The sequence below is a fragment of the Marinobacter zhanjiangensis genome, assembly GCF_014651935.1.
GTDB classification, from domain to species: domain Bacteria; phylum Pseudomonadota; class Gammaproteobacteria; order Pseudomonadales; family Oleiphilaceae; genus Marinobacter; species Marinobacter zhanjiangensis.
Genome location: NZ_BMXV01000003.1, coordinates 60,438 through 85,518, shown reverse-complemented (window position 1 = coordinate 85,518; position 25,081 = coordinate 60,438). Strand labels below are relative to the sequence as shown.

At 61.7% G+C, this 25,081-nt stretch carries 25 protein-coding genes; 11 read left to right on the top strand and 14 right to left on the bottom strand.

Annotated elements, in window-relative coordinates; all coding sequences use genetic code 11:
- Nucleotides 1-61: 61 nt before the first annotated feature.
- The 6 genes from rodA to IE079_RS07010 all read right to left on the bottom strand — a co-directional run bounded on the left by rodA (nt 62) and on the right by IE079_RS07010 (nt 5,920).
- Entirely contained in the window at nt 62-1,198 is a 1,137-nt protein-coding gene (gene rodA / locus IE079_RS07035) for a rod shape-determining protein RodA (protein ID WP_189575606.1), read from the bottom strand.
- Nucleotides 1,198-3,084, bottom strand: coding sequence for a penicillin-binding protein 2 (mrdA, locus tag IE079_RS07030; protein ID WP_189574888.1), 1,887 nt, complete (start codon nt 3,082-3,084; stop codon nt 1,198-1,200). The genes rodA and mrdA overlap by 1 nt, the downstream gene beginning before the upstream one ends.
- A gap of 9 nt (nt 3,085-3,093) precedes the next feature.
- A complete protein-coding gene (gene rlmH / locus IE079_RS07025; RefSeq protein WP_189574886.1) occupies nt 3,094-3,564 on the bottom strand; it encodes a 23S rRNA (pseudouridine(1915)-N(3))-methyltransferase RlmH in 471 nt (156 codons plus the stop codon).
- Nucleotides 3,565-3,566: 2 nt separating this feature from the next.
- Nucleotides 3,567-3,917: a ribosome silencing factor gene (gene rsfS / locus IE079_RS07020; protein ID WP_189574884.1), complete on the bottom strand. Its 351-nt coding sequence runs from the start codon at nt 3,915-3,917 to the stop codon at nt 3,567-3,569.
- A gap of 99 nt (nt 3,918-4,016) precedes the next feature.
- Nucleotides 4,017-4,661, bottom strand: coding sequence for a nicotinate-nucleotide adenylyltransferase (nadD, locus tag IE079_RS07015; protein ID WP_189574882.1), 645 nt, complete (start codon nt 4,659-4,661; stop codon nt 4,017-4,019).
- 2 nt (nt 4,662-4,663) lie between these two features.
- Nucleotides 4,664-5,920, bottom strand: coding sequence for a glutamate-5-semialdehyde dehydrogenase (locus IE079_RS07010; RefSeq protein ID WP_189574880.1), 1,257 nt, complete (start codon nt 5,918-5,920; stop codon nt 4,664-4,666).
- A gap of 153 nt (nt 5,921-6,073) precedes the next feature.
- Here IE079_RS07010 and IE079_RS07005 point away from each other — a divergent pair, with 153 nt between their 5' ends.
- The 3 genes from IE079_RS07005 to IE079_RS06995 are packed head-to-tail and all read left to right on the top strand — an operon-like array spanning nt 6,074 to nt 9,626.
- The gene (locus tag IE079_RS07005) at nt 6,074-7,183 is read left to right on the top strand and encodes a GGDEF domain-containing protein (protein ID WP_227712367.1); all 1,110 of its coding nucleotides are present in this window, start codon (nt 6,074-6,076) and stop codon (nt 7,181-7,183) included.
- Entirely contained in the window at nt 7,180-8,178 is a 999-nt protein-coding gene (locus tag IE079_RS07000) for a GGDEF domain-containing protein (RefSeq protein ID WP_189574878.1), read from the top strand. Before IE079_RS07005 ends, IE079_RS07000 begins: the two co-directional genes overlap by 4 nt.
- The gene (locus IE079_RS06995) at nt 8,178-9,626 is read left to right on the top strand and encodes a bifunctional DedA family/phosphatase PAP2 family protein (protein ID WP_189574876.1); all 1,449 of its coding nucleotides are present in this window, start codon (nt 8,178-8,180) and stop codon (nt 9,624-9,626) included. The genes IE079_RS07000 and IE079_RS06995 overlap by 1 nt, the downstream gene beginning before the upstream one ends.
- 16 nt (nt 9,627-9,642) lie before the next feature.
- On the opposite strand, the gene IE079_RS06990 is transcribed toward IE079_RS06995, so the two are convergent.
- Both IE079_RS06990 and IE079_RS06985 read right to left on the bottom strand, forming a co-directional pair.
- On the bottom strand, nt 9,643-10,233 hold the full coding sequence (locus tag IE079_RS06990; protein ID WP_227712366.1) for an LON peptidase substrate-binding domain-containing protein: 591 nt from the start codon (nt 10,231-10,233) through the stop codon (nt 9,643-9,645).
- Between the two features lie 31 nt (nt 10,234-10,264).
- Nucleotides 10,265-11,515 carry an HDOD domain-containing protein gene (locus IE079_RS06985; RefSeq protein ID WP_189574874.1) on the bottom strand — a complete coding sequence of 417 codons (1,251 nt, stop codon included), beginning with the start codon at nt 11,513-11,515 and terminating at the stop codon, nt 10,265-10,267.
- Nucleotides 11,516-11,719: 204 nt separating this feature from the next.
- On the opposite strand from IE079_RS06985, the gene ilvD reads away from it, so the two are divergent.
- A complete protein-coding gene (gene ilvD / locus IE079_RS06980; protein WP_189574872.1) occupies nt 11,720-13,555 on the top strand; it encodes a dihydroxy-acid dehydratase in 1,836 nt (611 codons plus the stop codon).
- A 66-nt stretch (nt 13,556-13,621) separates the two neighbouring features.
- Here ilvD and IE079_RS06975 read toward each other — a convergent pair whose 3' ends face one another.
- Nucleotides 13,622-14,695 (bottom strand): AI-2E family transporter, encoded by a 1,074-nt coding sequence (locus IE079_RS06975; RefSeq protein ID WP_189574870.1) that lies wholly within the window; start codon nt 14,693-14,695, stop codon nt 13,622-13,624.
- Nucleotides 14,696-14,976: 281 nt separating this feature from the next.
- On the opposite strand from IE079_RS06975, the gene IE079_RS06970 reads away from it, so the two are divergent.
- The 3 genes from IE079_RS06970 (at nt 14,977) to IE079_RS06960 (ending at nt 16,867) form a co-directional block, all read left to right on the top strand.
- The gene (locus IE079_RS06970; protein ID WP_189574868.1) at nt 14,977-15,321 is read left to right on the top strand and encodes a hypothetical protein; all 345 of its coding nucleotides are present in this window, start codon (nt 14,977-14,979) and stop codon (nt 15,319-15,321) included.
- 195 nt (nt 15,322-15,516) lie between these two features.
- Nucleotides 15,517-15,768 (top strand): hypothetical protein, encoded by a 252-nt coding sequence (locus IE079_RS06965; RefSeq protein ID WP_189574866.1) that lies wholly within the window; start codon nt 15,517-15,519, stop codon nt 15,766-15,768.
- A 202-nt stretch (nt 15,769-15,970) separates the two neighbouring features.
- Nucleotides 15,971-16,867, top strand: coding sequence for a haloalkane dehalogenase (locus IE079_RS06960; protein ID WP_189574864.1), 897 nt, complete (start codon nt 15,971-15,973; stop codon nt 16,865-16,867).
- Nucleotides 16,868-16,884: 17 nt separating this feature from the next.
- Here IE079_RS06960 and IE079_RS06955 read toward each other — a convergent pair whose 3' ends face one another.
- Nucleotides 16,885-17,670 carry an acyl-CoA thioesterase gene (locus IE079_RS06955; RefSeq protein ID WP_189574863.1) on the bottom strand — a complete coding sequence of 262 codons (786 nt, stop codon included), beginning with the start codon at nt 17,668-17,670 and terminating at the stop codon, nt 16,885-16,887.
- 360 nt (nt 17,671-18,030) lie between these two features.
- On the opposite strand from IE079_RS06955, the gene IE079_RS06950 reads away from it, so the two are divergent.
- The gene (locus tag IE079_RS06950; protein ID WP_189574862.1) at nt 18,031-19,530 is read left to right on the top strand and encodes a DEAD/DEAH box helicase; all 1,500 of its coding nucleotides are present in this window, start codon (nt 18,031-18,033) and stop codon (nt 19,528-19,530) included.
- Here IE079_RS06950 and IE079_RS06945 read toward each other — a convergent pair.
- From IE079_RS06945 to IE079_RS06930, 4 genes are all read right to left on the bottom strand, one after another.
- Nucleotides 19,527-20,030 carry a dihydrofolate reductase gene (locus IE079_RS06945; RefSeq protein ID WP_189574861.1) on the bottom strand — a complete coding sequence of 168 codons (504 nt, stop codon included), beginning with the start codon at nt 20,028-20,030 and terminating at the stop codon, nt 19,527-19,529. The two genes, IE079_RS06950 and IE079_RS06945, sit on opposite strands and share 4 nt — an antisense overlap.
- 389 nt (nt 20,031-20,419) lie before the next feature.
- The gene (locus tag IE079_RS06940; RefSeq protein ID WP_189574859.1) at nt 20,420-21,259 is read right to left on the bottom strand and encodes a thymidylate synthase; all 840 of its coding nucleotides are present in this window, start codon (nt 21,257-21,259) and stop codon (nt 20,420-20,422) included.
- Nucleotides 21,256-22,044: a prolipoprotein diacylglyceryl transferase gene (lgt, locus tag IE079_RS06935; RefSeq protein WP_189574857.1), complete on the bottom strand. Its 789-nt coding sequence runs from the start codon at nt 22,042-22,044 to the stop codon at nt 21,256-21,258. Before lgt ends, IE079_RS06940 begins: the two co-directional genes overlap by 4 nt.
- Nucleotides 22,045-22,053: 9 nt before the next feature.
- Nucleotides 22,054-22,836 carry a sulfite exporter TauE/SafE family protein gene (locus IE079_RS06930; RefSeq protein WP_227712407.1) on the bottom strand — a complete coding sequence of 261 codons (783 nt, stop codon included), beginning with the start codon at nt 22,834-22,836 and terminating at the stop codon, nt 22,054-22,056.
- A 98-nt stretch (nt 22,837-22,934) separates the two neighbouring features.
- Here IE079_RS06930 and IE079_RS06925 point away from each other — a divergent pair, with 98 nt between their 5' ends.
- From IE079_RS06925 to IE079_RS06915, 3 genes are all read left to right on the top strand, one after another.
- Entirely contained in the window at nt 22,935-23,714 is a 780-nt protein-coding gene (locus IE079_RS06925) for an NRDE family protein (RefSeq protein WP_189574853.1), read from the top strand.
- A gap of 145 nt (nt 23,715-23,859) precedes the next feature.
- Nucleotides 23,860-24,129 (top strand): exodeoxyribonuclease VII small subunit, encoded by a 270-nt coding sequence (locus IE079_RS06920; protein WP_189574851.1) that lies wholly within the window; start codon nt 23,860-23,862, stop codon nt 24,127-24,129.
- 2 nt (nt 24,130-24,131) lie between these two features.
- A complete protein-coding gene (locus tag IE079_RS06915; RefSeq protein ID WP_189574849.1) occupies nt 24,132-25,031 on the top strand; it encodes a polyprenyl synthetase family protein in 900 nt (299 codons plus the stop codon).
- The last annotated feature ends 50 nt before the right edge of the window (nt 25,032-25,081 follow it).

Below are 25,081 nucleotides of genomic sequence, written 5' to 3'. Positions count from 1 at the left end.
GATTACCACGGGGGTCACAGCACGCACCATTACCAGAAAAACAGGGTGCTGGTATCGACCATCAGGCGGTAATCATCCGCCGATGAGTGTGGATAGCCATCAGCACGCCGAACGCGGACATCAGGGTAACAATCGACGTACCACCAAAGCTGATCAGCGGCAACGGCACTCCGACAATCGGCAGCAGCCCGCTCACCATGCCGATATTGACCACAATATAAACAAAGAATGTCATGGTCAGCGCCCCCGCCAGCAACCGACTGAACGAATCCTGCGCGTTAACCGCAATATACAGACAACGCAGGATGATCAACAGATAGGCCGCCAGCAGCACCAACAGACCCACAAAACCAAACTCTTCCGCCAGCACAGCGACAATGAAGTCGGTATGACTCTCGGGCAGGAATTCCAGGTGTGACTGAGTGCCCTGTAACCAGCCCTTGCCGCTCCAGCCGCCGGAGCCGATAGCGGTGGTGGACTGGATAATATTCCAGCCTGCACCCAGTGGGTCACTCTGCGGGTCCAGCAGGGTCAGGACCCGCTGTTTCTGGTAATCCCGCATCACAAAGAACCACATGGCTGGTGCGGCCACTCCCAGCAAGGCAAAAAAACCGGTAATCAGTCGCCAGCTCAGCCCGGCGAAGAACACCACAAACATGCCGGCTGCGCCCACCAGCAACGAGGTGCCCAGGTCCGGCTGCTGGATAATCAGCGCCATAGGGACCAGCACCAGGCCAACGCCGACCACCACATGACGGAAGCGTGGTGGCAGGTAGTGCCTGGACAGGTACCAGGCGGCCACCATAGGCACCAGCAGCTTCATGATTTCCGAAGGCTGGAAGCGTGGCAAACCGGGCAGCGCCAGCCAGCGCTGGGCGCCCTTGGCCCCCACACCCATAACCAGCACCGCCACCAGACCCGCCAGCCCCGCGGCATACAGCCAGGGAGACCAGCGCCGGTAGACCGACGGGTCCAGCTGGGCAAAGACCAACAAGGCCACGAATGCGACGCCCAGCCTCATGGCCTGCGCCTTGACCACGGCGACACTGGCATCGGCACCGCTGTACAGCACGATCAGACCACCCCCGGAAACCAACAGCAGCAAAAGCAGCAACAGCGGATCGAGATGCACACGGTGCCACAGACTGCCTGGCCGCTGCAGGCTGCTGGTGGCCTCCACGGTAGCCGATCGACCCATCATGGTTGTTCGCCCCGGGCCTGACTGATGATCGGCTCATTGGCGTCGAACTCCTTGAGCCAGGCATCGAACATGGCCCGGCCCACAGGCGCGGCTGTGCCGCTACCACTACCGCCATTCTCCACGATCACCGACACCACGATCTGCGGATCATCGGCAGGGGCAAACCCCACGAACAGGGCATGATCCCTGAGCCGCTCCCGGATTTCCTCCTCTTCGTATTCCTCGTCCTCGGCGAGGCTGAACACCTGGGCGGTGCCGGTCTTCCCGGCCATGCGGTAGTCCGCCCCTTTGGCGGCCCCCCTCGCGGTGCCGTGACGACCGTGCATGACATCCACCATGGCATCCACCACGTACTCCCAGGTCGTATCATTGTCGGCGGTAAGGTCCTCCAGATATTCCGGCTGCAGGACCGACTCCAGTGCGGTATCACCCTGAACATCCTGCAACATGCGGGGTTGCACCCACTCCCCCCGGTTCGCTACCAACGACGTGGCGGTGGCCAGTTGCAGGGGGGTGGCCAGGAAGAAACCCTGGCCGATGCTCATATTCACCGAATCCCCCGGATACCAGGGCTCGTTTCGCATGCCCCGCTTCCAGTCCCGGGACGGCAGCAGCCCGGGCAACGCCCCGCCCACGTCCAGTGTGGCGTCCATACCAAAGCCGAAGCGGGACAGGTAGGCATGCATGGTGTCCACACCCATTTCCACACCAAGTTCATAGAAATAGACATCACAGGACTCGGCAACGGCCTTACGGCCATTCACCCAGCCGTGACCGCCGCGCTTCCAGTCCCGCCAGGGGCGGCCACCGCTCTTGAGCCGGAAGTACCCGGGATCCCAGATGGTCTTGTCGCGGGTAAAAGTATCACTGTCCAACCCGGCCAGCAGCATCATGGGTTTGATGGTGGACCCGGGCGGGTATTGGCCCCGGAGCGCGCGGTTGAACAGCGGCTTGTCCCGGGAAGTGCTGAGTTCGCGGTATTTCTCCTGCCCGATGCCGGTGACAAACAGATTGGCATCAAAACCGGGCACACTGGCCAGGGCCAGAATGCCACCAGTATCCGGCTCAATGGCGACAATAGCACCACGGCGGCCTTCCAGCAGCTCGAACGCCCGTTCCTGCAAGCGCATATCCAGGTGCAGCATCAGGTCCTCACCGGGCACCGGGCTCTCTCTCTCCAGTACCCGAAGCGTGCGGCCACGGGCATTGGTCTCCACGTGCTCGTAGCCCACCTGGCCATGAAGCTCTTCTTCATAGACCCGCTCAACGCCGGACTTTCCGATGTAGTTGGTGCCGGCGTAACCCACTGGATCGATGCGCTGCAGCTCCTCACGGTTGATGCGGCTGACATATCCCAGGGCATGGGCATTTAACTCACCAAATGGATAGTGGCGCACCAGCTCGGCACCGACCTCGACACCCGGTAGTTCATGGCGATGGACCGCCATGCTGGCAATTTCTTCCTCGGTCAGATCGTAATGCAATGGCAATTCCTGGAACGGTCGACGGGGTTCCTGCAAACGTCGGCGAAAGCGCTCCATGTCCTCATCGGAGATGGACAACAGGTCCTTCAGGCGCGTCAGGGTCTGTGGCATATCCTCTACACGTTCCGGCACCAGGGTCACACTGAATACCGGGCGGTTCTCGGCGATCAGGGTACCGTTGCGGTCGTATATGAGGCCGCGGGTAGGGGGCACCGAGCGAACCTGGACCCGGTTCTGATCAGAGATGGTGTTGTAGGTGTCGTGCTCAACCACCTGCAGCTGGTAAAAACGACCGACAAGCACGCCAAAAAGAACCACCACCAGCGTCAGCATCACCAGTACACGGCGCTGGAAGAGTCGCCGTTCGGCGGCGGTGTCCTTGAATTCGCCCCAGGCCATGAATCAATCCTAAGCGCGGTGGTAGGGATGGTTCCGGGTAATCGACCAGGCCCGGTACAGTTGCTCCGCCAGCAGGATACGCACCAGCGGATGAGGAAGAGTCAACGACGACAGCGACCAGTGCTGGTCGGCCCGCTCGCGACAGGAAGCGTGCAGGCCATCGGGCCCACCCACCAGGAAGCTGACGTCGCGGCCATCCAGCTGCCAGCCCTCCAGCTGCTCTGCCAGTGCCTCGGTAGACCAGGCCTTGCCACCCACTTCCAGGGCCACCACCCGGTCTCTTTCTCCGGCGGCGCCAAGCAGGGCGCGGGATTCCTGCTGCATGAGACGACTGACGTCGGGATTCTTGCCACGATGGGGCATAGGCACTTCTGCCAGTTCAAGGGGCAATTCCCGGGGCATACGCCGGGCATACTCCTGAAAACCCTCGGTCACCCAGCCAGGCATCTTGTGCCCGACACAAATCAACCTCAGACGCATATCTATTCGCTGCCGGCAGCACCCAGGCCCGGCGCATCACGCCAGAGTCGCTCCAGGTCGTAGAACTCACGGGTTGCCGGCATCATGACGTGTACCACCACGTCCCCGAGATCCACCAGGATCCAGTCACCGGAATCGCCGCCCTCGACGGCGGCATCACGAATGCCCCGCTCTTTCATGTCAGCAACCACGGCCTCTGCCAGAGACCGCAGGTGGCGGCCGGACGTGCCGCATGCAAGGATCATGTAATCAGTGACACTGGTGCGGTCGGTAACGTCAATCACACTGATATCTTTGGCTTTTACGCCCTCAAGGGCGTCAACAACAAGGTCTTTCAGCTGGTCTGGCTGCATAATCATCCTGTGTCATGTACCCGGTCAGTGCCGGCTACAGGAAATGGGTATAGTGTCCTGCATTGATGCTGGTGTGGTTTAACACAAGTGTATCACCAATCATTGACCGGGCTCACCGGCATAGAGGCCACGCCGCTGAATTTCCTTGACCACGGCGTCCGGCACCAGAAACCGGATCGAACGCCCCTGCTCCAGGCGCTCGCGGACACCGGTGGCGGAAATCTCCAGCATGGGGGGCTCAATCTCGTAAATGCCACCACCCGGCCTGGCCTTGAGTTCACGTACACTCTCTACCCGTCGCTCGGCCAGCAAGCTTTCAGGCACGGAGCCCGGTGATAATTCTGCCTGTGGCCGTCTGACCAGAATAATGTGGGCCAGTTCCGGAATCCGTTCCCATTCTTCCCAGCGGTCGAAACCGCTGAAGGCATCGGTGCCCAGTACAACGGCCACGGGCCTGTCCGTGCCCAGTTCCTGCCTCAGTTGACGCAAGGTATCGGCTGTGTAGGACGGCCCGCCACGGGTGAGTTCCCGGCCGTCCACCCGCAACCCGGGCTCATCCGTTACTGACAGGTTCAGCAGGTCCAGTCGGTCCTGGCTGGTTCCGCCCGGATCGCCCCGGTGCGGGGGTATGTGACAGGGCATCAGGTGGATGCAATCCACACCGAGCCGCTCCCTGAGCTCAATGGCCACCCGCAGGTGGCCATTGTGGACGGGGTCGAAGGTACCGCCATAGATAAGATGCATGATCAGTTCCGGATGTGGCCGTCGCCGAAGACCACATACTTCTGGGAGGTGAGACCCTCAAGCCCTACCGGGCCACGGGCATGAATCTTGTCGGTGGAAATGCCAATCTCGGCCCCGAGGCCGTACTCGAAGCCGTCGGCAAAACGGGTCGAGGTATTCACCATCACCGAGCTGGAGTCCACCTCCGTGATGAAGCGCCGGGCACGGGTGTAATTCTCGGTGATAATGCTGTCGGTGTGCTGGGAGCTGTACCGGTTGATGTGCTCGATGGCCCCGTCCAGCCCGTCCACGACACGAACCGCGAGCACCGGCCCCAGGTATTCCTCGAACCAGTCGTCCTCGGTGGCCGCCACCATGTCCGGCACTATGGCCCGGCTGGCGTCGCACCCGCGCAGCTCCACGGTGTGCTCGCGGAACGCTCCCGCCAGCAGCGGCAGGATATCCTCGGCAATTTCCCGGTCCACCAGCAGGGTTTCCATGGTGTTACAGGTGCCGTAGCGCTGGGTCTTGGCATTGATCGCCACTTTCAGGGCCTTCTCCGGGTCGGCATGGGCGTCCACATAGACATGGCAGACACCGTCCAGATGCTTGATCACCGGCACCCGGGCATCACGGCTGATACGCTCGATCAGGCCCTTGCCGCCACGAGGCACAATGACATCCACGAATTGCGGCATGGTGATCAGCTCGCCGACCGCGGCCCGGTCGGTGGTGCTGATCACCTGCACCGAGGTCTCCGGCAGGCCGGCCTCACGCAGGCCGGTCATCAGGCAGCCGGCGATGGCCTGGTTGGAGTGGATGGCTTCCGAGCCGCCGCGAAGAATGGTGGCGTTGCCGGATTTCAGGCACAGGCTGGCGGCCTCCACCGTCACGTTGGGACGGGACTCGTAGATGATGCCGATGACACCCAGAGGCACCCGCATCCGGCCCACCTGAATACCCGATGGTCGGTAGGCCATATCGGTAATCGCGCCAATGGGGTCCGCCAGCCCGGCGACCTGTCGCAGACCCTCGATCATGCCGTCGATACGGGCCGGGGTCAGCTCCAGGCGATCCAGCATGGCCGCGTCCAGACCATTGGCACGCCCGCTTTCCAGATCCTCGCGGTTGGCTTTGGCAAGGGCGTCACGGGCATCATCGAGGGCATCGGCCGTTGCCAGCAATGCCCGGTTACGGGTTGCCGTTGAGGAACGGGCGATAGCCGTTGCGGCCTCTCGGGCCTGCTGGCCAACGTCGGCCATGTAGGCTGCAATATCCATGGAATCGGTAGCTCCGGTTTACGGGTGAAGCGCTGCCCCACTGGGCGGTGCCGGATCCCGGGAAACCCCGGGGCACTGGCTTCATTGTATCAATTGAAAGCAGGGCGTTATTATGCCCGACCACAGCGAGTTTGGCACTTTGATGTTATCATTATGCCCATTGACAGCCAGTGGTTCCGCGCAAGTCCGCTCCTCCCGCCGCTGGCTGTTCGCACCAGCCACCACCAGTACCACAGCAGGAAGGACGACACCATGGCCCAGCAGGCCGAGCGATTTGTACTGAGCCGACTGGCCTGGCTGGGCAGCCTGGCGTTGCTGGCACTGGCGGTGGTCAGCCTGCCCCTCGGCAACCCCGTTGCCGCGTTGGCCGCGCTCATCGCCGCAGGCATTGTATGGACCAGCCCTGCCTTACCCAAACAGCGGCACCCGCGCCTGTGGCAACTGACCAACCAGATGCTGGTACTGGGGCTCGCGCTGGTGCTTGTCATCGCCCTGTGGCTGGGCATCGACGCCATGAGATACTGGCTGTTCGCGCTCCCGCTGATCATTCTCGGGCTGTTGCCACCCCGGCTTGGTCCGGCACTGACCATTGTCTCGCTGACGCTGATTTTCCTTGGCGTGACTTCCCTGGTGGGAGACCCGCAGCGGCACCAGATCATCAGCCCCCTGGCCCTGACCACGGCCCTGGCAGGCCTGTTCTTCCTGCTGCGGGAGCACAAGGCCCGCCAGCTTGCTCCGCTCAGGCGATCAGACGAACTGACCCAGTCGGCCAGCCGGGAATACCTGTCCGCCGACCTGTACAAGGAAATCCAGCGCAGCGAGCGGGAAGGCCTGGACATGTCCGTGGTGTTGCTGGGGCTGGATGCCCACCTGAGCGAGCCGGATGCCGACACCGACATCCAGGCACTGCTGCCTCGCATTGGCCGCTACCTGCACTCTCGCCTGAGGGATTTCGACACCTGGTACCGGGTTGCAGACCTTCAGTTCCTGATCATTCTGCCGGGTATCGCCACCGCCGGTGCCAGCAAGCGGGCAGAACAGATCCGCCTTGGCCTGACCGCGCTGCTGGAATCCTACAACCTCGAGGTAACCGTCAGCGCCGGCGTGGCCGGCCTCAATATCGGCGACGATGCGGATACCCTCCAGCAGTCGGTAGCAAGCGCCCTGCAAAGTGCCCAGAAAAAAGGTGGCAACCGGGTACAGTCCTGGAGCACCTGGAGCCACACCCCTCCCGGTGACGCCCAAGGGAGCCCGGCAACATGACTGAAACCCGACTGAGAACCGTGACCAGCGCTCTGGCCTATGGGCTCTGTACCCTGTTTTTTGCCATGCTGGCGCTACAGAACCTGCGTTTCGGCTTCTATTCCCTGTTCTATCTGTCGGCGGGCCTCAGTGCCATCAGCCTGGGTGGCTGCCTGTACACTCTGGCGGTCAGTACCTATCAGCTCCGCGCCCGCGGGCATGTGCCGCTGGCACTGGCACTCGAGCTGCTCACATTGATGGCGGCCTGGGTCAATGGCACCATCACCGCCGCCTTCTGGAGCCTTCCGGTGCTGGCACTGGCGTTCCTGGTACTGCCATTACGCTCCGCCCTGAAAGTCACGCTCCCCCTGGCGCTGGCCCTGATGATGCTGCTGACCATCGCCCTGCCCCTGGCCGATAGCCTGCCATCGATCATGGCCTTTGTTCTGCTGATTGCCAGCGCCGGCCTGGCAAGCTGGCACTATGATCATATGGCCCAGTCCGCGGAAGACCTGGCCATCATTGACCCGGTCACCGGCGCCCATAACGCACGCTTCCTGGACGAAACCCTGCAAAAGGAAATCAGCCGGGCCCGCGCCACGACCCACCCGGTATCCATCCTGATGCTGGATATCGATCATCACGAACAGGTGCTCGAAATGCTCGGGGCGGACCAGACAAACAGCCTCTACCGGCAGCTGGCGGAGCACCTTTTCACCCTGATCCGCGCCGGCGATACGCTGTACTTCCTCGGTAACGGACGCTTCTGTCTGATACTCCCGTTTACCCACGAGGAAGGGGCCAGGGTCACAGCCGAGCGTATCCGCCGCAGCATCGCCGAGGCGCAATGGCCCCGGGTCGGTCGCATGACAGTGAGCATCGGCGCAACCACCCATATCAACCAGGATTCCCTGGCCGAGCGACTGAGGCAGCGAGCCACCGAAGCACTGGAGGAGGCTGGTCGCCGCGGCCATGACCGGGTCTGGTTCTCCGCCAATCCCCACCGGGCTGCCTGATGCAGGAAGCCATTCACACGCTGACACAGTGGCTGTCGGCCAACCCGGGCTGGGTGACCGGAACGGTCTTCCTGACGGCGCTGGTGGAATCACTGGCCGTGGCCGGCCTTGTGGTACCCGGTGTGGCTATCCTTTTCGCGGTGGCAGTGCTGGCCGGAAAAGCGGGCATACCCGTCATGGAACTTCTCGCCTGGGGTGCCGCCGGCGCCATTATCGGTGACGGTATCAGTTTCTGGCTGGGGCGAAGGTTGCGCGGCCGCCTGCATCAGGTCTGGCCCTTCAGTCGGTATCCTCAGATGATTCGCCGGGCAGAACGGCTGTTCGTTCGCCATGGCGGCAAAAGCGTAGTGATAGGGCGTTTCGTGGGGCCGGTCCGACCGGTCATTCCAATGGTGGCCGGGGCCTTCAACATGTCAGCCCGGCGCTTCAGCCTGGTCAACTTTGCCTCGGCCCTGGCCTGGTCCCCCTGCTATCTGCTGCCGGGCTATAGTGTCGGCATGGCTCTTACCGGCCCGGAGCCAGTCCCGCCGGCTCTTTATGCCCTTGCCGCAGGTGCTGTCGTGGTGCTGCTGGCGGCCTATCTTCTGTTTTTCCGCATACAACTGGGGCTCCGCAGCCGCAGCCGCCTTTACCAATGGCTGGAACGGAAGATGTTCGAGTACACCGCCACCCACCGGGTATGGCGGCAGCTATCCAGCGAACGCCCCAGCGGCCGGGAGGAGTTCCCCCTGGCGTCCATCAGCCTGGCCCTCGGTGCCATTGGCAGCTTCGTGCTCTGGGCCCTGCTGAGCCAGGCAACGCCAGTATTGATGCCTCTGGATGAATTTTTTATCCGGCTCACCGACACCTTTCGCAATCCGTTGACCGACCCACTGGTCATAGCCCTGACTCTGACCGGGGATCCGCCGGTACTGATAGCAGGGACCCTGTTGCTGACCACCGCTCTGGGATTCCGGGGCTATTACAGCGCTGCCGTACACGTACTCGGCGCTCTGCTGATCACAGTCGCCAGCGTCATCCTGCTAAAGAACGGACTGTCCGTAGAACGGCCATCCCTGGTTCACCAGCCTCCTTCAGGCTTTGCTTTTCCCAGCGGTCATGCCACGGGCATTACCGTCTTCCTGGGTCTCGCCAGTGCCTTTGTCGCGCGGGAGTGGCGACCGTCCCGCCGCTGGCGGGTATACCTGATCTTCAGCGTTCCCATGTTGCTGGTTGCCTTCAGCCGGGTGATTCTGGGGGTTCACTGGTTCTCGGATATGGTCGGGGGAATCCTGCTGGGGCTCGCCATCTGCGGGCTGGTGAGGGCCAGCTTTAGCCGCCATGACCATTCACCACTGACTCTGGATATCGCCACTGTTGGCGCCATCAGCCTGTGGGTAGTCTTTCTGTTCGGGTATCTCTGGTGGCAGTGGCCGCAGGCCGTGCAAGCCTACGCGCCGGCACTCTGACTGTGAGGGCTGGGCGCTATTCCATGGTGTCGAGCAGGGAGGCGAGCCGGTCCAGTCGTTCCAGCGGGTCCTGATACTCCAGCAGCCGCTGTTTTTCCTGGCTATCCAGCGGCAGCAGTTCGGTGAGCCGCCAGCCCACTTCCCGGGCACTGGAGTAATCCACTTTCAGTTCGAGCCGGTTGACCATCGGGTGGCGCAACAACGCCCTCAGTACCGATGCCAGCTCGGAATGCGCTGGCGGAAGCGCATCTTCGGGCTCGTCCGCGAGACGTTCCACATCACCCAGGTTGAGCCCGTCCGGCGCCTGCCAGCTACGATGGACAGCGACTTTCCACAACCCTTCTGCGGTAATACCGAGCAGGCCGTTATCCATCTGCTGGAAATCAACGATCTGCACGTAGGTGCCGATGTCGTAAAACACCGCGTCCGCAGCCGCCTCGTGGCCCTCTCTCAGCAGCAGCACCACAAACCCGCGCTGCTCGCGCATACAGCGGGCGAGCATGTCCAGATAGCGGGGCTCGAACAGTTGCAACGGAATGCGACCGCCCGGGAGCACCGTGGCACTCAGCGGAAACAACGGCACATGGTCCAGTGTATGGGTCAGCAATGGTAACTCCGGTCGCCGGTTTGGGGTGTATTCAGCGCGGGGATAGCAGATCCTGAAGCTGATCGAGCCTATCCCGCGCCGCAGCAAGCAGTTTCAGGCTGCGGGACGCGGTCAGTTCCAGCGCCCCCAGCCGGCGGTAGGCGGGGACCTGCTCGAACTCCGGCAGCCCCTCGTTCCGGCCGGCGGATATCTGTGCGTGCAGACGCGAGACAATCACCAGATCCACCAGTTGCGGCTTGTCCTGCGCGCATTCGTAATGCCAGTCATCACCGTGCCGTGCCGCTTCCACAAAGGCTTCCGGAAAGCGCCAGTTTTCCAGGATGGCCGCGCTGATATCCGACTGCAGCCCCGTGATGGCCTTGCGAAGCGCTTCCGGGTTGGCAACCAGCGAAGGGTGATGCTCGGCATGCACCAGTACCGGCACCGCACCGATATTGTGGAGCAAGCCGGCCAGCATTGCTTCCTCCGGATCAACACGGGTTGCCGACTCGGCCAGCACATAGGCCAGGGCGCCCACGTTCCTTGCCTCATGCCAGAGCTCATCCATGGCTTTCTGCAGTTGCGGCTGGCGGCTACGGAACACTTCCCGCATGGCGAATACCGTGACCAGCTGCCGGGTCGTCCTGGTACCTAACCGCACCACCGCATCACGAACGTTGCGCACCTCGCCATAGCCACGATAGAGCGCACTGTTGCAGGCCCGCACCAGCTTGGCCGACATGGCCGGGTCTGCGGTAATGGCCTTGCCGATATCCTCCGCGGACGAGTCTTCCTGGTCCGCCAGGCGCCGCACCTTCCAGGCCACATCCGGCATACTGGGCAGGCTGACCTGGTTGGACCGCAATTCCGCGTAAAACTCCATCAGCAGCTGGTGGTCTTCGTCGGCGTCCATGTCGCCATCGGTCATGTCATCCGAGTGCTCCAGGGGAGCCGACTGCAGCAGGTTGTTCAGAACTGCCTGCTCGATCACCAGGAACTGACAGGGCTTGATAGCGGTAACGTCATACACCCGCGGCTGGAGGCGGGCAATGGCATTCAGGGCCTGCTCGGTTCCGGCGGTGACTGTGGCGCGACGACCATCCGCCGCGACCAGCTCCACCGCCCCGTCCAGCAGGAAAAAGTCCATGCCGTCACGGGCGCCCCTCTCCAGCACCTTCTGGCCGGGGCGGTGAACCCTGCGCTCAGCGCGGTTGACCAGCACCACGAGTTGCTCGTCAGAGAGACGATTCAGGGAATGGAATTCTCTCAGGCGCCTGAGATCCAGGTTTTCACGAACGGTCATGGACAACTCCCTGTTCTGGACTGCGCGGGATAGCCGGACACTGCCGGCATCACCTCCCCCGGGAAAACGTCTGCCAGGGTGACCGGTCGCCCACCTGACCCGAAGATTATTGTAAATACAGGGCGGGAAAACAACCATCCGCCTTCACGGGAATCTGGTATTCTCAATGGCTTTTCCAGACGCCCATGATGAGAGACTCAAGCCATGCCAGACTATCGTTCACGAACCTCAACCGCCGGACGCAACATGGCGGGTGCAAGGGCCCTGTGGCGTGCCACCGGCATGAAGGACGACGACTTCGGCAAACCGATCATTGCCGTGGCCAACTCCTTCACCCAGTTTGTCCCCGGCCATGTTCATCTGAAGGACCTGGGCCAGCTGGTATGCCGTGAGATCGAGGCCGCCGGTGGTGTTGCCAAGGAGTTCAACACCATTGCCGTGGACGACGGCATCGCCATGGGACACGACGGCATGCTCTACTCGCTGCCCTCCAGGGAGATCATTGCCGATTCCGTGGAGTACATGGTCAACGCCCACTGCGCCGATGCGCTGGTCTGCATCTCCAACTGTGACAAGATCACTCCGGGGATGCTGATGGCCGCCATGCGCCTCAACATCCCCACCATCTTCGTTTCCGGCGGCCCCATGGAAGCTGGCAAGACCAAACTGTCCGACCACAAGCTGGACCTGGTGGACGCCATGGTCATTGCCGCCGACCCCAATGCCAGCGACGAGCAGGTCGAAGAGTACGAGCGCAGTGCGTGCCCCACCTGCGGCTCCTGTTCCGGCATGTTCACCGCCAACTCCATGAACTGCCTGACCGAAGCCATCGGCCTGGCACTGCCCGGGAATGGCTCGATGCTGGCCACTCACGCCGACCGCGAGCGCCTGTTCAGATGGGCCGGTCGCCAGATTGTGGCGAATGCGCAGCGCTATTACCAACAGGACGATGCCAGCGTGCTGCCCCTGAGCATTGCATCCATGGCCGCCTTCGAGAACGCCATGACCATGGACATCGCCATGGGCGGCTCCACCAACACCATCCTGCACCTGCTGGCAGCGGCCCAGGAAGGCAGAGTGCCCTTTACCCTGAACGAGATCGATCAGCTTTCCCGCAAGGTGCCGCAACTGTGCAAGGTGGCCCCCAACTCCCCGAACTACCACATGGAAGACGTGCACAGGGCCGGCGGCATCATGGGCATACTGGGCGAGCTGGAACGGGGCGGGCTGATCAATACCGACCTGCCCACGGTCCACAGCAAAACCATGGCCGAGGCCCTGGATACCTGGGACATCATGCGTAACCCGACCCCGGAGGTAATCGACTTCTACAAGGCCGGGCCGGCGGGTATTGCCAGCCAGGATGCCTTCAGCCAGAGCACTCGCTGGCCCTCACTGGACGGCGACCGGGAGCAGGGTTGTATCCGTTCGGTGGCTCACGCCTACTCGTCCGAGGGCGGCCTGGCGGTACTTTACGGCAACATTGCCCTGGACGGCTGTGTGGTGAAGACCGCCGGCGTGGACGAAAGCATCCATGTATTCGAGGGTACTGCCAGAGTTTTCGAGAGCCAGGACGCAGCGGTTGAAAGCATCCTCGGCGATCAGGTCAGGCCCGGGGAGGTGGTCATCATTCGCTATGAGGGGCCGAAAGGGGGGCCAGGCATGCAGGAAATGCTCTATCCCACCAGTTACCTCAAGTCCAAAGGGCTCGGCAAGGACTGCGCCCTGCTGACGGATGGCCGCTTCTCCGGTGGCACTTCCGGCCTGTCCATCGGGCACGCCTCGCCGGAAGCCGCAGCGGGCGGCGCTATCGGCCTGATCGAGAACGGCGACCAGATACGCATCGATATTCCCGGCCGCACCATCAATGTGGAAATTGATCAGCACGAACTGGATCGCCGCCGGGAGCAGCGCGACATGGAAGGCTGGAAACCGGCCGCGCCCCGTATCCGCAAGGTCTCGGCTGCCCTCAAGGCCTATGCCCTGCTCGCGACAAGCGCCGACAAGGGCGCCGTGCGGGACCTGTCGATGCTGGACTGAAACCGGCCCCGGCCATCGCTACCGGAAGACGAAAACCATCGGGTAGTGGTGGCCGGCCCCGTTTATTTATTCATGCGGATGTGTCGACACCGGTTCCTGATGCGTGAATTCCCGGATAAACAACCCCCAGAAAGCCATGAACAGCGCGGCTACCAGAGGCCCCATCACGAAGCCGTTGATACCGAACATCACCAGACCACCAAGGGTGGAAAGCAGCACGATGTAGTCCGGCAATTTGGTGTCCCGGCCCACCAGAATCGGCCGCAGCAGATTGTCTGCCAGGCCGATAACCACAGCCCCGAACCCGGTCAGCACCGCTGCCGGCACGTAGTCGCCGATGGCCACCAGATAGATCGCCACGGGCACCCACACCACCGCTGCGCCAACGGCGGGGAGCAGCGAGAAGATCGCCATCACCACGCCCCAGAGCACGGCACCGGTGACGCCCAGAACCCAGAAGATCAAACCGCCAAGCGCCCCCTGGATGATCGCAATAAGCAGGTTGCCCTTCACGGTGGCCCGGGTCACTTCGGCAAACTTGGTAAACAGCAGGCGCTCACGCTCATCGCCCAGCGGCAATGCCTGGATCAGCAGCTCGACCAGCCGCGAACCGTCCCGCAACAGAAAAAACGCCAGGTAGATCATCAACGCCAGATTAAGGAAGAACCGGAAGGTATTCTGGCCCAGGTCCAGAGCCTGCTTGGCCAGGAACTGGCTGGCCCCCGCGAAGCCCGAGGCCATCCGGTCCCGAAGCTCGGCAAAATCCAGGTTGAACTGGGCAAGGAAGGCCTCTATCGCCGGGAACGATTGATTGACCTGGTCAATGTACTCTCCCGGGCGAATGTCACCGTCCTGTATTTTCTGGTAGATGGACAGACCCTCGGCCACCATGGAGGACACCAGCACCAATACCGGCATGATGACAATCACCATACACACCAGCAGCGTCAGCAAGGCTACCAGGCTGGGGCGATCACCCAGGCGCCGAATCAGCCGCTGCTGCACGGGGTGGAAAATTACGGCAATAGCCACGGCCCAGAAGATCGGGCCCAGAAACGGTTTCAGGAGGAACAGAAAGGCCAGCGAAACCAGTAACAGGCTTGCCAGGAAGGTCCAGCGCTCCAGGCTCTCGTACTTCATTGAACAGCATTCCTTTGTGCAGATGTAAGGATCGGGCAGCCCGCGGAATGGCCAGTCCAGCCCCGATGGCGTTATAGTAATCGGTTTGGGCATTTCCGATAAAGGGCGGCTATGTTTTTGTGTGCCGTCCTGCTCATCCGGGACGTACGACGATCCCGCAATGCCCTGGAAACCTGGTTGCCGTTCGGGTAATTCGCTGCCCTGCTGAGCCACTGAGGTCTCGGCATCACCCAGCGGGTCAGTAATTACCCGAACCACACTACCGGCTGCGAAAGGTCACAATGGTATCAGGCGAAGGCTTTAACGAGGAAACCGCATTACAGGCTGCCCAGGCCCTCGCCGGCGTCCTGGCACGCCGCACCCATCGCCGCAAGGTGATGGGGCAGGACGTGCTGGTGCCGGGCCAGCTGGGCGATGCCCTGAGACTGCCACAGCTGATCAATCGCCTGAGGAGCCGGCAGCGGCGGCAGAGGGACCGGGCGCTGGAAGACTTCGAAACACTCTGGAAGTCCCTGTCCCACTCCACCCGCGACCAAGTATGGCACCAACTGGGCTGGTACGACCCACGGGAGCTGAGCTGGGAAGACAAGCGTTCCAATCGTCGCCCACCCCCGCCTGATTCGTGATCCTGCCGATATGCGGCGCCCGGTCAAGTCGACCACCAGCAGTGAACCGACTCTGCTGATCTCTGCGTAACACCTGCGCAATGATAGCTGGACCTTTAAATGTCATATTCGGCCCTTATAGTAGAAATATTGCCCGTCTGGTCACATAATTGGTCACACGGGCGCCGGACAGGACAACGAAAAGAAGGAGCCACCATGAGTGAATATCATGACTTTTATGTCGCCAGACTGGCGGAACGCAGCACCGTTCCAACGTTGCTCTGCGGCCACTGCCAGTCGATTCTGTCGCCAAAGCGGATCTTTGCCAACGAGGGGGAGAACCGTTACGACCTGCCATGCAACACCATCGGACTGTGTTCCGCTGATGACTGTGGTGCGGTCAACTGCTGTGATGACGCCATGAAAGGCGCAGAGCAGCAGCGCTGCGAGAACCGGGTCGCAGTCTGATTCAATTCGATAACGCTCTGTTACCGAAAGCACACACAACAAACCTCCATCTGCTCTAAGCTGTTCCTTTCGATCCTGTGTTTCGTCTGGTTAATTTACCCAGCGGGCAGACCGCGGACGGGTCTTCGGCAATCAGCCCGGGTGCATTAACCAGACGGAGCATGCGGGTACACGCTTGCAATCAGCCAGAGCAGTCGATGGTATGCGTATTCTGAGAACCGACGAATCCCGCTTCCGGGATCTGCCGGACTTCCCTTATCCAGCCCACTTCACGGATGTCGGCACAGACTCGTCGTTACGCCTTCACTACGTGGACCACGGTCCGGCGCAAGCCGCCCCGGTGGTGATGCTGCATGGGGAGCACGGCTGGTCGTACCTTTACCGGCACATGATGCCGTTAGTGGCCGACGCGGGGCTGCGGGCGCTGGCCCCGGACCTGATCGGCTTCGGCAAATCCGACAAGCCGGATAGCCAGCAGGACTACTCCTTCGAGAAGCACCTGGACTGGCTGGAGCAGTGGCTGCTGTCGCTTGACCTGCATGACGTCACCCTGGTCTGCCAGAACCGCAGCTCATTGCTGGCCCTGGCACTGGTCATGCGCCAGCCGGACCGGTTCAGCCGCATTATCGCCGCCAACGCTGTCATTCCCTGGGCCCATGAGGATGACGCCCCGGTATCCGGGTTGTGGCAGATGTTCGCCCGCTACAGCCCCTGGTTTCCGGTGCCACAGCTGATCCAGCTGGGCACCACCCGGCCGCTGGCCAAGTCCGAGCTTGCCGCCTATGACGCACCTTTCCCGGATGACCGCTACAAGGCCGGTGCCCGCTCCTTTGCCGGCGCCCTGCGCCAGCACCCCCGGGACCTGAACCGTCAGCGTCTGTGGAATTTCCTGGAGAGCTGGCAAAAACCGTTCATTACCTGTTTCAGCGATTCGGACACCGGTACCAGGGGCGCTCACCGCCCTCTGCAACGCCGGATTCCCGGGGCACTGGGCCAGCCCCACACCACTCTTTCCGGGGGGCATTTCCTGCAGGAGGATGCATCCGACAGCTTTGCCCGCGTCATCGTTGATGCCTGCCGCCCAACCCTGGCGGCCTGAGTGACGATCCCGGTCATTTAGCCGAATATGGTTACTGTCTGTCGGCTGATGGCCAGCAGTTCGCCCGCCCGGTTCCAGATTCCGGCATGGGTGTTGCCGTAGCCATCGGCAGCCCGATCGATTTCTGCCCGGTATAACAACCAGTCGTGCGGTTTCACCTCCGGGCGGGGGTCCATGAGCTCTACCGACCAGGTCAGCGAGCTGTTCGGCGCAAAAGATTTCAGGTGTGACAGCATCACCGGAGGCCAGGCGTCGATCAGTGCAACAATGCCGGGATCACCCAGTCCGGATGGCGCCTCGCGGAACTGCATCCAGCCTCCCATATCACGATGAGTCTCGCCGCTGAACGGCCGGCTTCCGAAGCACCAGCGCATCTCGATGAATTCGGCAAAGCTGGGCATGACCCCTTCTATAAAAGGTGTAGGCTCGCAATCTTCCGGCGCGGGGGCGCTGGGTGCCGGCAGCGGTGCGACCGACACCGCCGATTCACGACCGCTCCCAAAACTGGCCAGTGCGACCAGCCTGGTCGTGCCACCTTGCACCATTCTCACCATGGCCTGACTCACCGCCTTGCCCTCTCGCAGCAGCTCCGTTTCCAGAGTGACCGGAGTGCCCGGTTCAACGGGGCCCACAAAGGATACCTGCATGGCCCGCATGGGGCGCCCGGGGCTAACCACCGACTGCATCCGCTCGCAGGCCAGGGCGCCGGTCAGGCCACCAAAGGTCGCACGGCCCTGAGCCCACTTGTCGGGAATGATCACTTCGTTGCGGGAAGCAGACGCGAGAATATCTTCAAAGGTCATGATGTAAACTCCGGCTCATTGATAAGGATGCGTACTATATAGACCGGAAAGACTGCCCCAAAGCAGATCCGGACACAAGCCGCGCCGGCAATTACCTACAGCGGACCCCACGTCTGTGCTATAAAAGTCGCGCCGAAAACGGTATACTTCGCCGCGTCATTGTCAGGACAGTGACCAGATCCACGGATACCCTTCAACAGAAGCGGCTGGTCCGTGACGATACCAGCCGGGTTTATGGGGTGATGCTACCCCGACGCGCTCAGCCGGTAGCTTCAGGAGCCTCGCACTCTTTTTCATCGGCGGCAGACAAGCGCCGGACCCCAGATTTTGGCTCCCTCACCCCGAATACCAGGTAATTGAATGTCTGAAAAAACCTTTGCTGAACTCGGCCTCAGCCCGGCCGTGCTTGAAGCTGTCCGTACCGTTGGCTATGAAATCCCGACCCCGATCCAGGCCCAGGCCATCCCGGCGCTGCTGGAAGGCCACCATCTGCTGGGCGTTGCCCAGACGGGCACCGGCAAGACAGCCGCTTTTGCGATGCCGCTGCTTAGCCGCATCGATGCCGACGACCTGTCGCCCCAGATTCTGGTGCTGACCCCGACTCGTGAGCTGGCCATCCAGGTCGCCGAAGCCTTCACCACCTACGCCAGCGGTTTCAAACAGCTGCATGTGTTGCCGATCTACGGTGGCGCCGACTTCGCCCCGCAGCTGAAGGCCCTCCAACGGGGCGCACAGGTGATTGTGGGCACCCCCGGTCGCCTGCTGGACCACCTGCGTCGTGGCAGACTGAAGCTGGACAACATCAAGGCGCTGGTGCTGGATGAAGCCGACGAAATGCTGCGCATGGGCTTTATCGACGACGTCGAATCCATCCTTGCAGCCACTCCGGACAGCTGTCAGCGGGCGCTTTTCTCCGCCACCATGCCGCCGGCCATCGCCAGGGTTGCCAACACCTACCTGAGCGACGCCACGCAAGTGAAGATCGAGAGTGAAACCCGTACCGTGGAGCGCATTTCACAGTACGTGTTGCCCACCTTCGGCGATCGCAAACTGGATGCCCTGACCCGCATCCTGGAAGTCGAGCCCATCGACGCGGCGATCATTTTCGTACGCACGAAGGCGGAAACCACCATGTTGTCGGAAAAGCTGGCAGCTCGTGGCCATTCCGTGGCGCCCCTGAACGGCGACCTGAACCAGCGCCAGCGTGAACAGACTGTGGAAGACCTCAAGCGGGGCAAGAAAGATATCATCGTCGCCACCGACGTGGCAGCAAGGGGCCTGGACGTGTCCAGGGTCAGTCATGTCATCAACTATGACGTACCCTATGACAGCGAAGCCTATATCCATCGGGTTGGTCGTACTGGCCGCGCTGGCCGCAGCGGCAAGGCGATTCTGCTGGTCACCCCGCGGGAACGCAGCTGGCTGAAAACGCTGGAGCGGGCCACCAACTCGCCCATGGAATCCTACGAGCTGCCGACACCGGCGGCCCTGCAAAAGCTGCGCCAGGAACAGTTCGAGAGCCAGCTGCTGGGCTTCACCGAAGACGGCAAGGTGGCCAAGGCCATGGGCCTGCTGGACGATATTGCGGAACGCAATGATATCGACATGGCCATGCTGGCCGGCGCCCTGGCCTGCTGGATGGAATCTGCCCAGCCCGGCACTCTGCCGCTGGAAACACCGTCGGCTTTGCCGGTTCCTTCGGCCAACGCGCCCAAGGGCAAGGGTGGCCCGGGCGGCAAGCGCGGCAATTTCCGCAAGGGTGGACCCGGTGGCAAGCCAGGCGGCTATCGCGGCAACAAGCCCGGTGGCAAACCGGGCGGCAAGCGTGATGGCGGCTTCAAGCCCGCCGGCAAGCGCTAGGGTCGCTGGTAGACCACAAAGCTGTAGTCGTAAGGATTGTTGTCGGACGCGGAGAAATCCTCCCGTCCGATTTCATCCCATTGCTCCAGGTCCACTTCCGGGAAGAAGGCATCGCCCTCGATATCGGCATGGACCTGGGTAATGTAGATACGGTCAATTTCTGGCAGCACAGCCTCGTAGATCTGACCTCCCCCGATCACCATCACCTCGTCAACACCATCCAGCATCGCCTGGGCTTCGGCCTTTCTGAACGCCTCTTCCAGAGTCCCGACTCGCGCCACACCTGGTGGCAAATCAAGCTCTTTTGAAGACACCACGATATTGAGGCGCCCCGGCAGGGCTTTGCCAATTGACTCCCAGGTCTTGCGACCCATGATGATGGGCTTGCCCATGGTAGCCTGTTTGAAATACTTCAGATCCCCCGGGAGATACCACGGGAGCTTGTTGTTGCGGCCTATGACCCTGTTGCGGGACATGGCTACTATGAGCGCTTTTCGCATGACTAAAAATCCTTGGTGCTGTCCGGTAACTTGGTGGCAGGGACTGCTACCGGGTAGGCTTTTCCGGAACACGCCGTCAATCCATCCCTGGAGGCTCTTCGAAAACGTCCCTGTTTTCGAAGGTTCCGGAAAAGCCTACCCGGCATCAGCCCCTCGAACTTTTCAGCAGGCCTGAAAGATTGGAGCTCAGTCCTTTGAGGGATTCACCATTGACGCTGCCGAACTCATTATTCTGGGCGTACGGGTGACTGGGGACCCTTTCCGAATACCTTCGAAAACAGGGACGTTTTCGAAGAGCCTACATGGACGTATTCACGGCGTGTTTCGGAAAGGGTCACCAGTTACCCGTCCGCATGCACCCAAGTCTCGGTCAGGCGCTCCAAGAGGTGTCAGATCGCAATGGGCGCCTTGATCACACCCTGAGGCTCATACCCCTCAACTTCGAAATCCTCATACTCGTACTCGAATATGGAATCCGGCTTGCGCAGAATCCGCAATGTCGGCAACAGCCCGGGCTCACGCTTGAGCTGCTCGAAGACAATGTCATCGGTCAGATGGTTCTGGTACAGGTGACAGTCACCAAAGGTATGCACGAACTCACCTACCTCCAGATCGCACTGCTGCGCAATCATATGGGTCAGCAGACTGTAGGAGGCAATATTGAACGGCACCCCCAGAAACAGATCCGCACTGCGCTGATACAGCTGACAGGACAAGCGCCCGTCCGCCACATAGAACTGGAACAGACAGTGACACGGCGCCAGCGCCATACGACCCTCACGGGCATTGTCCTGGGGGCCCATGGACTCATCCGGCAACTCCGCCGGGTTCCAGGCGGTCACGATGTGGCGCCGGGAATTGGGCTTGGTGCGAATCTGCTCGATCACGTCACTGATCTGGTCCACTACCCGGCCATCCGGACACTGCCAGCTGCGCCACTGCTTGCCATAGATGGGACCCAGGTCACCATTATCCAGGGCCCACTCGTTCCAGATATTGACCTTGCGCTCCTTCAGCCAGTTGTTGTCCGTGGAACCCTGCAGGAACCACAGCAACTCATAGATAATGCTGCGCAGGTGCACCTTCTTGGTGGTCAGCAACGGAAAGCCCTGCTGCAGGTCGAACCGCAACTGGCGGCCGAACACGGAGCGGGTGCCCACGCCGGTGCGGTCGCCCTTGTCGGTGCCGGTGGCGACCACATCGTTCATCAGATCAAGATAGGCTTTCATGACTTCACGCCTCTGTATGCAAACACCATCAGCAGGACGCCGGCGAGAATCATCGGCAACGACAGCAGCTGGCCCATGGTCAGCCAGTCGAATGCCAGATAACCCAGCTGCGGGTCCGGCTGACGGAAAAACTCCACGATGACCCTGAAACAGCCGTACAGGATAAGGAATAACCCGGAAACCGCCATGGTCGGACGCGGCTTCGAGGAGAATAACCAGAGGATGGCAAACAACGCCACACCCTCAAGCGCAAACTGGTAGATCTGGGACGGATGCCGGGCCAGCATGTCCGGCGCCTGGGGAAACACCATGCCCCAGGGCATATCCGTTGGCCGCCCCCACAGCTCGCCATTGATAAAGTTGCCTATGCGCCCCGCCCCCAGGCCAACAGGTACCAGTGGCGCCACAAAATCCGCAATGCGGAAGAAACCGCAACCAATTTTGCGACCGTACCACCACATGGCAAGCATGACGCCAATCAAACCACCATGGAAGGCCATGCCGCCTTCCCAGACCCGTAACAGCCACAGCGGGTCAGCCGCGAACTGATCGAAATTGTAGAACACCACATAACCGAAACGGCCACCGAGGATGACCCCCAGGGCGATATAGAACAGCAGGTCACCGACCTGCTCCTCATTGAGGGGTGTCCATTCCTTACGTGCCCGGACCTTGCCCAGCCACCAGCCAACGGCGAAACCCACCAGGTAGGTCAGACCGTACCAGTGGACTTTCAGGGGACCGACGGAAATCGCCACGGGATCAAACTGCGGGTGTTTCAGCATGGACAAACCTCAGAACAGGAAACGGATGCCAACAATCAGCAACAGAATTGCGAACAGGCGCTTCAGCAATCTGGCATCCAGTTTGTGGGCCAGAACCGCGCCAAACCGGGCGAAAATCACACTGGTTGCGACGATGCCGACCAATGCCGGCAGGTAGACAAAGCCCAGCGCGTAGTCCGGGAGCGACTCATGCCCCCAGCCAGTCCAGAAGTTGGTAGCGGCACCGGCAATGGCGATAGGCAAGCCACAAGCGGCGGAGGTGGCCACCGCCTGCTGCATCTGCACACTGCGCCAGCTCAGGAAAGGTACCGTCAGGGTACCCCCGCCAATGCCGAAAATGGCTGAACCCCAACCGATCACGCCACCAGCGCCAACCAGCCCGACACCACCGGGAACCGGCCTGGCGGTTTTCGGATTGACATCCAGCAGCATCTTCAGGCCCACCAGGATGACAAAAAATCCGATGATCAGTTCCAGTGCCGGCCCGCTCAGCAAGGATGCCGTCCAGGCTCCCAGCACGGCCCCCACGACGATACCCACCGCCATGGGCCGGAACAGCTCCCACCTGACCGCTTTTTGCAGATGATGGGAGCGGATCGAACTGATGGAGGTGAACACAATGGTCGCCAGCGACGTACCTACCGCCAGATGGGCAGTGATATCCGCGCTGATACCCTGCAGCCCGAAACTGAAGATGAGCACCGGTACAATGACCAGGCCACCGCCAATACCAAACAGGCCCGCCAGGGTTCCCGCCAGCGCGCCCAGGGCCAGATAGAGCCCGAAGACCAGAAACAGGGACATGAACACCGCCGTCCGTTGAAAATCAAAGCGTGTATCATACACGCCAGAGGTGATCATTTCCCGCGCTCGCAACCAGACGGAACACTATGTGCCTTATTCTTTTTGCCATTGATCAGCACCGCGAGTATCCCCTGGTACTGGCGGCCAACCGTGACGAATTCCATGACCGTCCTACCACCCCCATGCACTGGTGGCCCGAGGCCAACCTGCTGGCAGGCCGTGACGAGCGCTCAGGGGGCACCTGGCTGGCAGTGTCCCCCGGCGGAACGATCAGCGCCGTCACCAATGTACGGGAGGGCAGCGGCGAACCAGGGCGCCTGACCCGGGGGAAGCTGCCGCTGATGATTCAGCAACAGGCCCGACAGGAGGTGCGGCAACACCTTGCTGACAACGGCAACCTTTACGCCGGTTTCAACCTGATCCAGCTGCGCGACCGGGAAGGCTGGTACTACAGCAACCGCGACGCCCACCCCGGGCGGAGCCTGCACCGGGGCACCTACGGGCTCAGCAACCACCTGCTGCAGAGCCCCTGGCCGAAACTGGTCCGCCTGCGGGAACAGATGCGAGCCACCCTGGGCGCCACTGACCCGAGCGCTCCTGAAACATTACATAACTCTCTCCTCGATCAGCTGCAGGACACCTCGCCGGCACCAGACCATCTGCTGCCAGACACGGGTGTCGGGCTGGAGCGCGAGCGCTTTCTGTCGTCGCCGTTTATCCAGTCAGAATTGTATGGCACCCGGGCAAGCACGGTGGTCACCGTGGCCCGCAGCGGCGAAATCCGGGTCACGGAACAGACCTGGCTCAGGGACGCGGAGCCTGACCAACAGCAACACTTCTGCTGGCAGCAATCCAGACACGACTGACGCTTTGCACTTGAGGTTCGGCCCGGAACAACGCTCTGATATACTGGCGTCCCTTTTGGTTTATTCGCAGCAGGTCAACAAATGAATCAAACGGGACACTACCGCCAAACCAACCACAAGCGTCGTGAAGCTGACGGAGAGCCCCATGGCTGATACCCCGGAAACCACCACATCCATTGCCGATTTTGAAAAGTCCCTGGCGGAACTGGAAGGGTTGGTCAGGGACCTTGAACAGGGTGAGCTGTCACTGGAACAGTCCCTCGGGGCATTCGAGCGGGGTGTAAAACTGACCCGCGAATGCCAGCAGGCACTTCGCCAGGCAGAACAACGGGTTCAGCAGCTGGTGGAGCGGGACGATGGCACTCTCGAAACCCGGCCATTCCACCCGCCGGAAGATGGTGAGGAGCAAGGCTGACAATGCACCAAGCCTCCACCGATGACTTCCTTGCCACCTGCGCCACACTGACCGACGAATGCCTTGCACGGCGCCTGCCGGGGGAGACCACCGAGCCAACCCGCCTGCACGCTGCCATGCGTTACAGTGTGCTCGGTGGTGGCAAGCGCATCCGTCCGGCCCTGGTAATGGCCACTGCCACCGCCGTTGGTGGCCAGCCGGAGCAGGCGCTGGTGGCGGCCTGTGCGGTGGAGCTTGTTCACGCCTACTCGCTGATTCACGATGATCTGCCGGCCATGGACGATGATGAACTGCGCCGTGGCCGGCCCACGACCCATATCCAGTACGATGAGGCAACGGCCATCCTGGCCGGCGACGCCCTGCAGGCCCTGGCGTTTGAGTGGCTGGCCACGGAGCCGGCTCTGACCGCCGACACCCGCCTGGCCATGGTTCGACGCCTGGCGCTTGCGAGCGGCAGTGCCGGCATGGTCGGCGGCCAGGCCATCGACCTGGGGGCCGTCGGGCAGAAGCTTTCCGTCGAGCAGCTGGAGCAGATGCATCGCCGCAAGACCGGCGCACTGATCGAGGCCAGCGTGCACCTCGGCGTACTCTCGGTGCTGGGTGAAGGCGGCGGACAGCAACAACAGGAGCAACTGGCCAGCTATGCCCGGGCCATCGGGCTGGCTTTCCAGGTTCAGGATGACCTGCTGGATATCGAGGGCGACACCAGCGTTATCGGCAAGCCCCAGGGATCCGACCAGGCCCGCCGTAAACCGACTTACCCCGCCCTGATGGGGGTTGACGGGGCCCGGGACTACCTTGCCACACTGTTGCTACAGTGCCAGCAAAGCTTGGCGGACTTTGGTCCGCAAGCGGGCGCTTTGAGGGGCATGGCAGAGTTCGTGGTGTCACGACGCTACTGAAACCATCCTCTCCATCGCCTATAATGGACGTTTTAGCCGGATGGGACGCC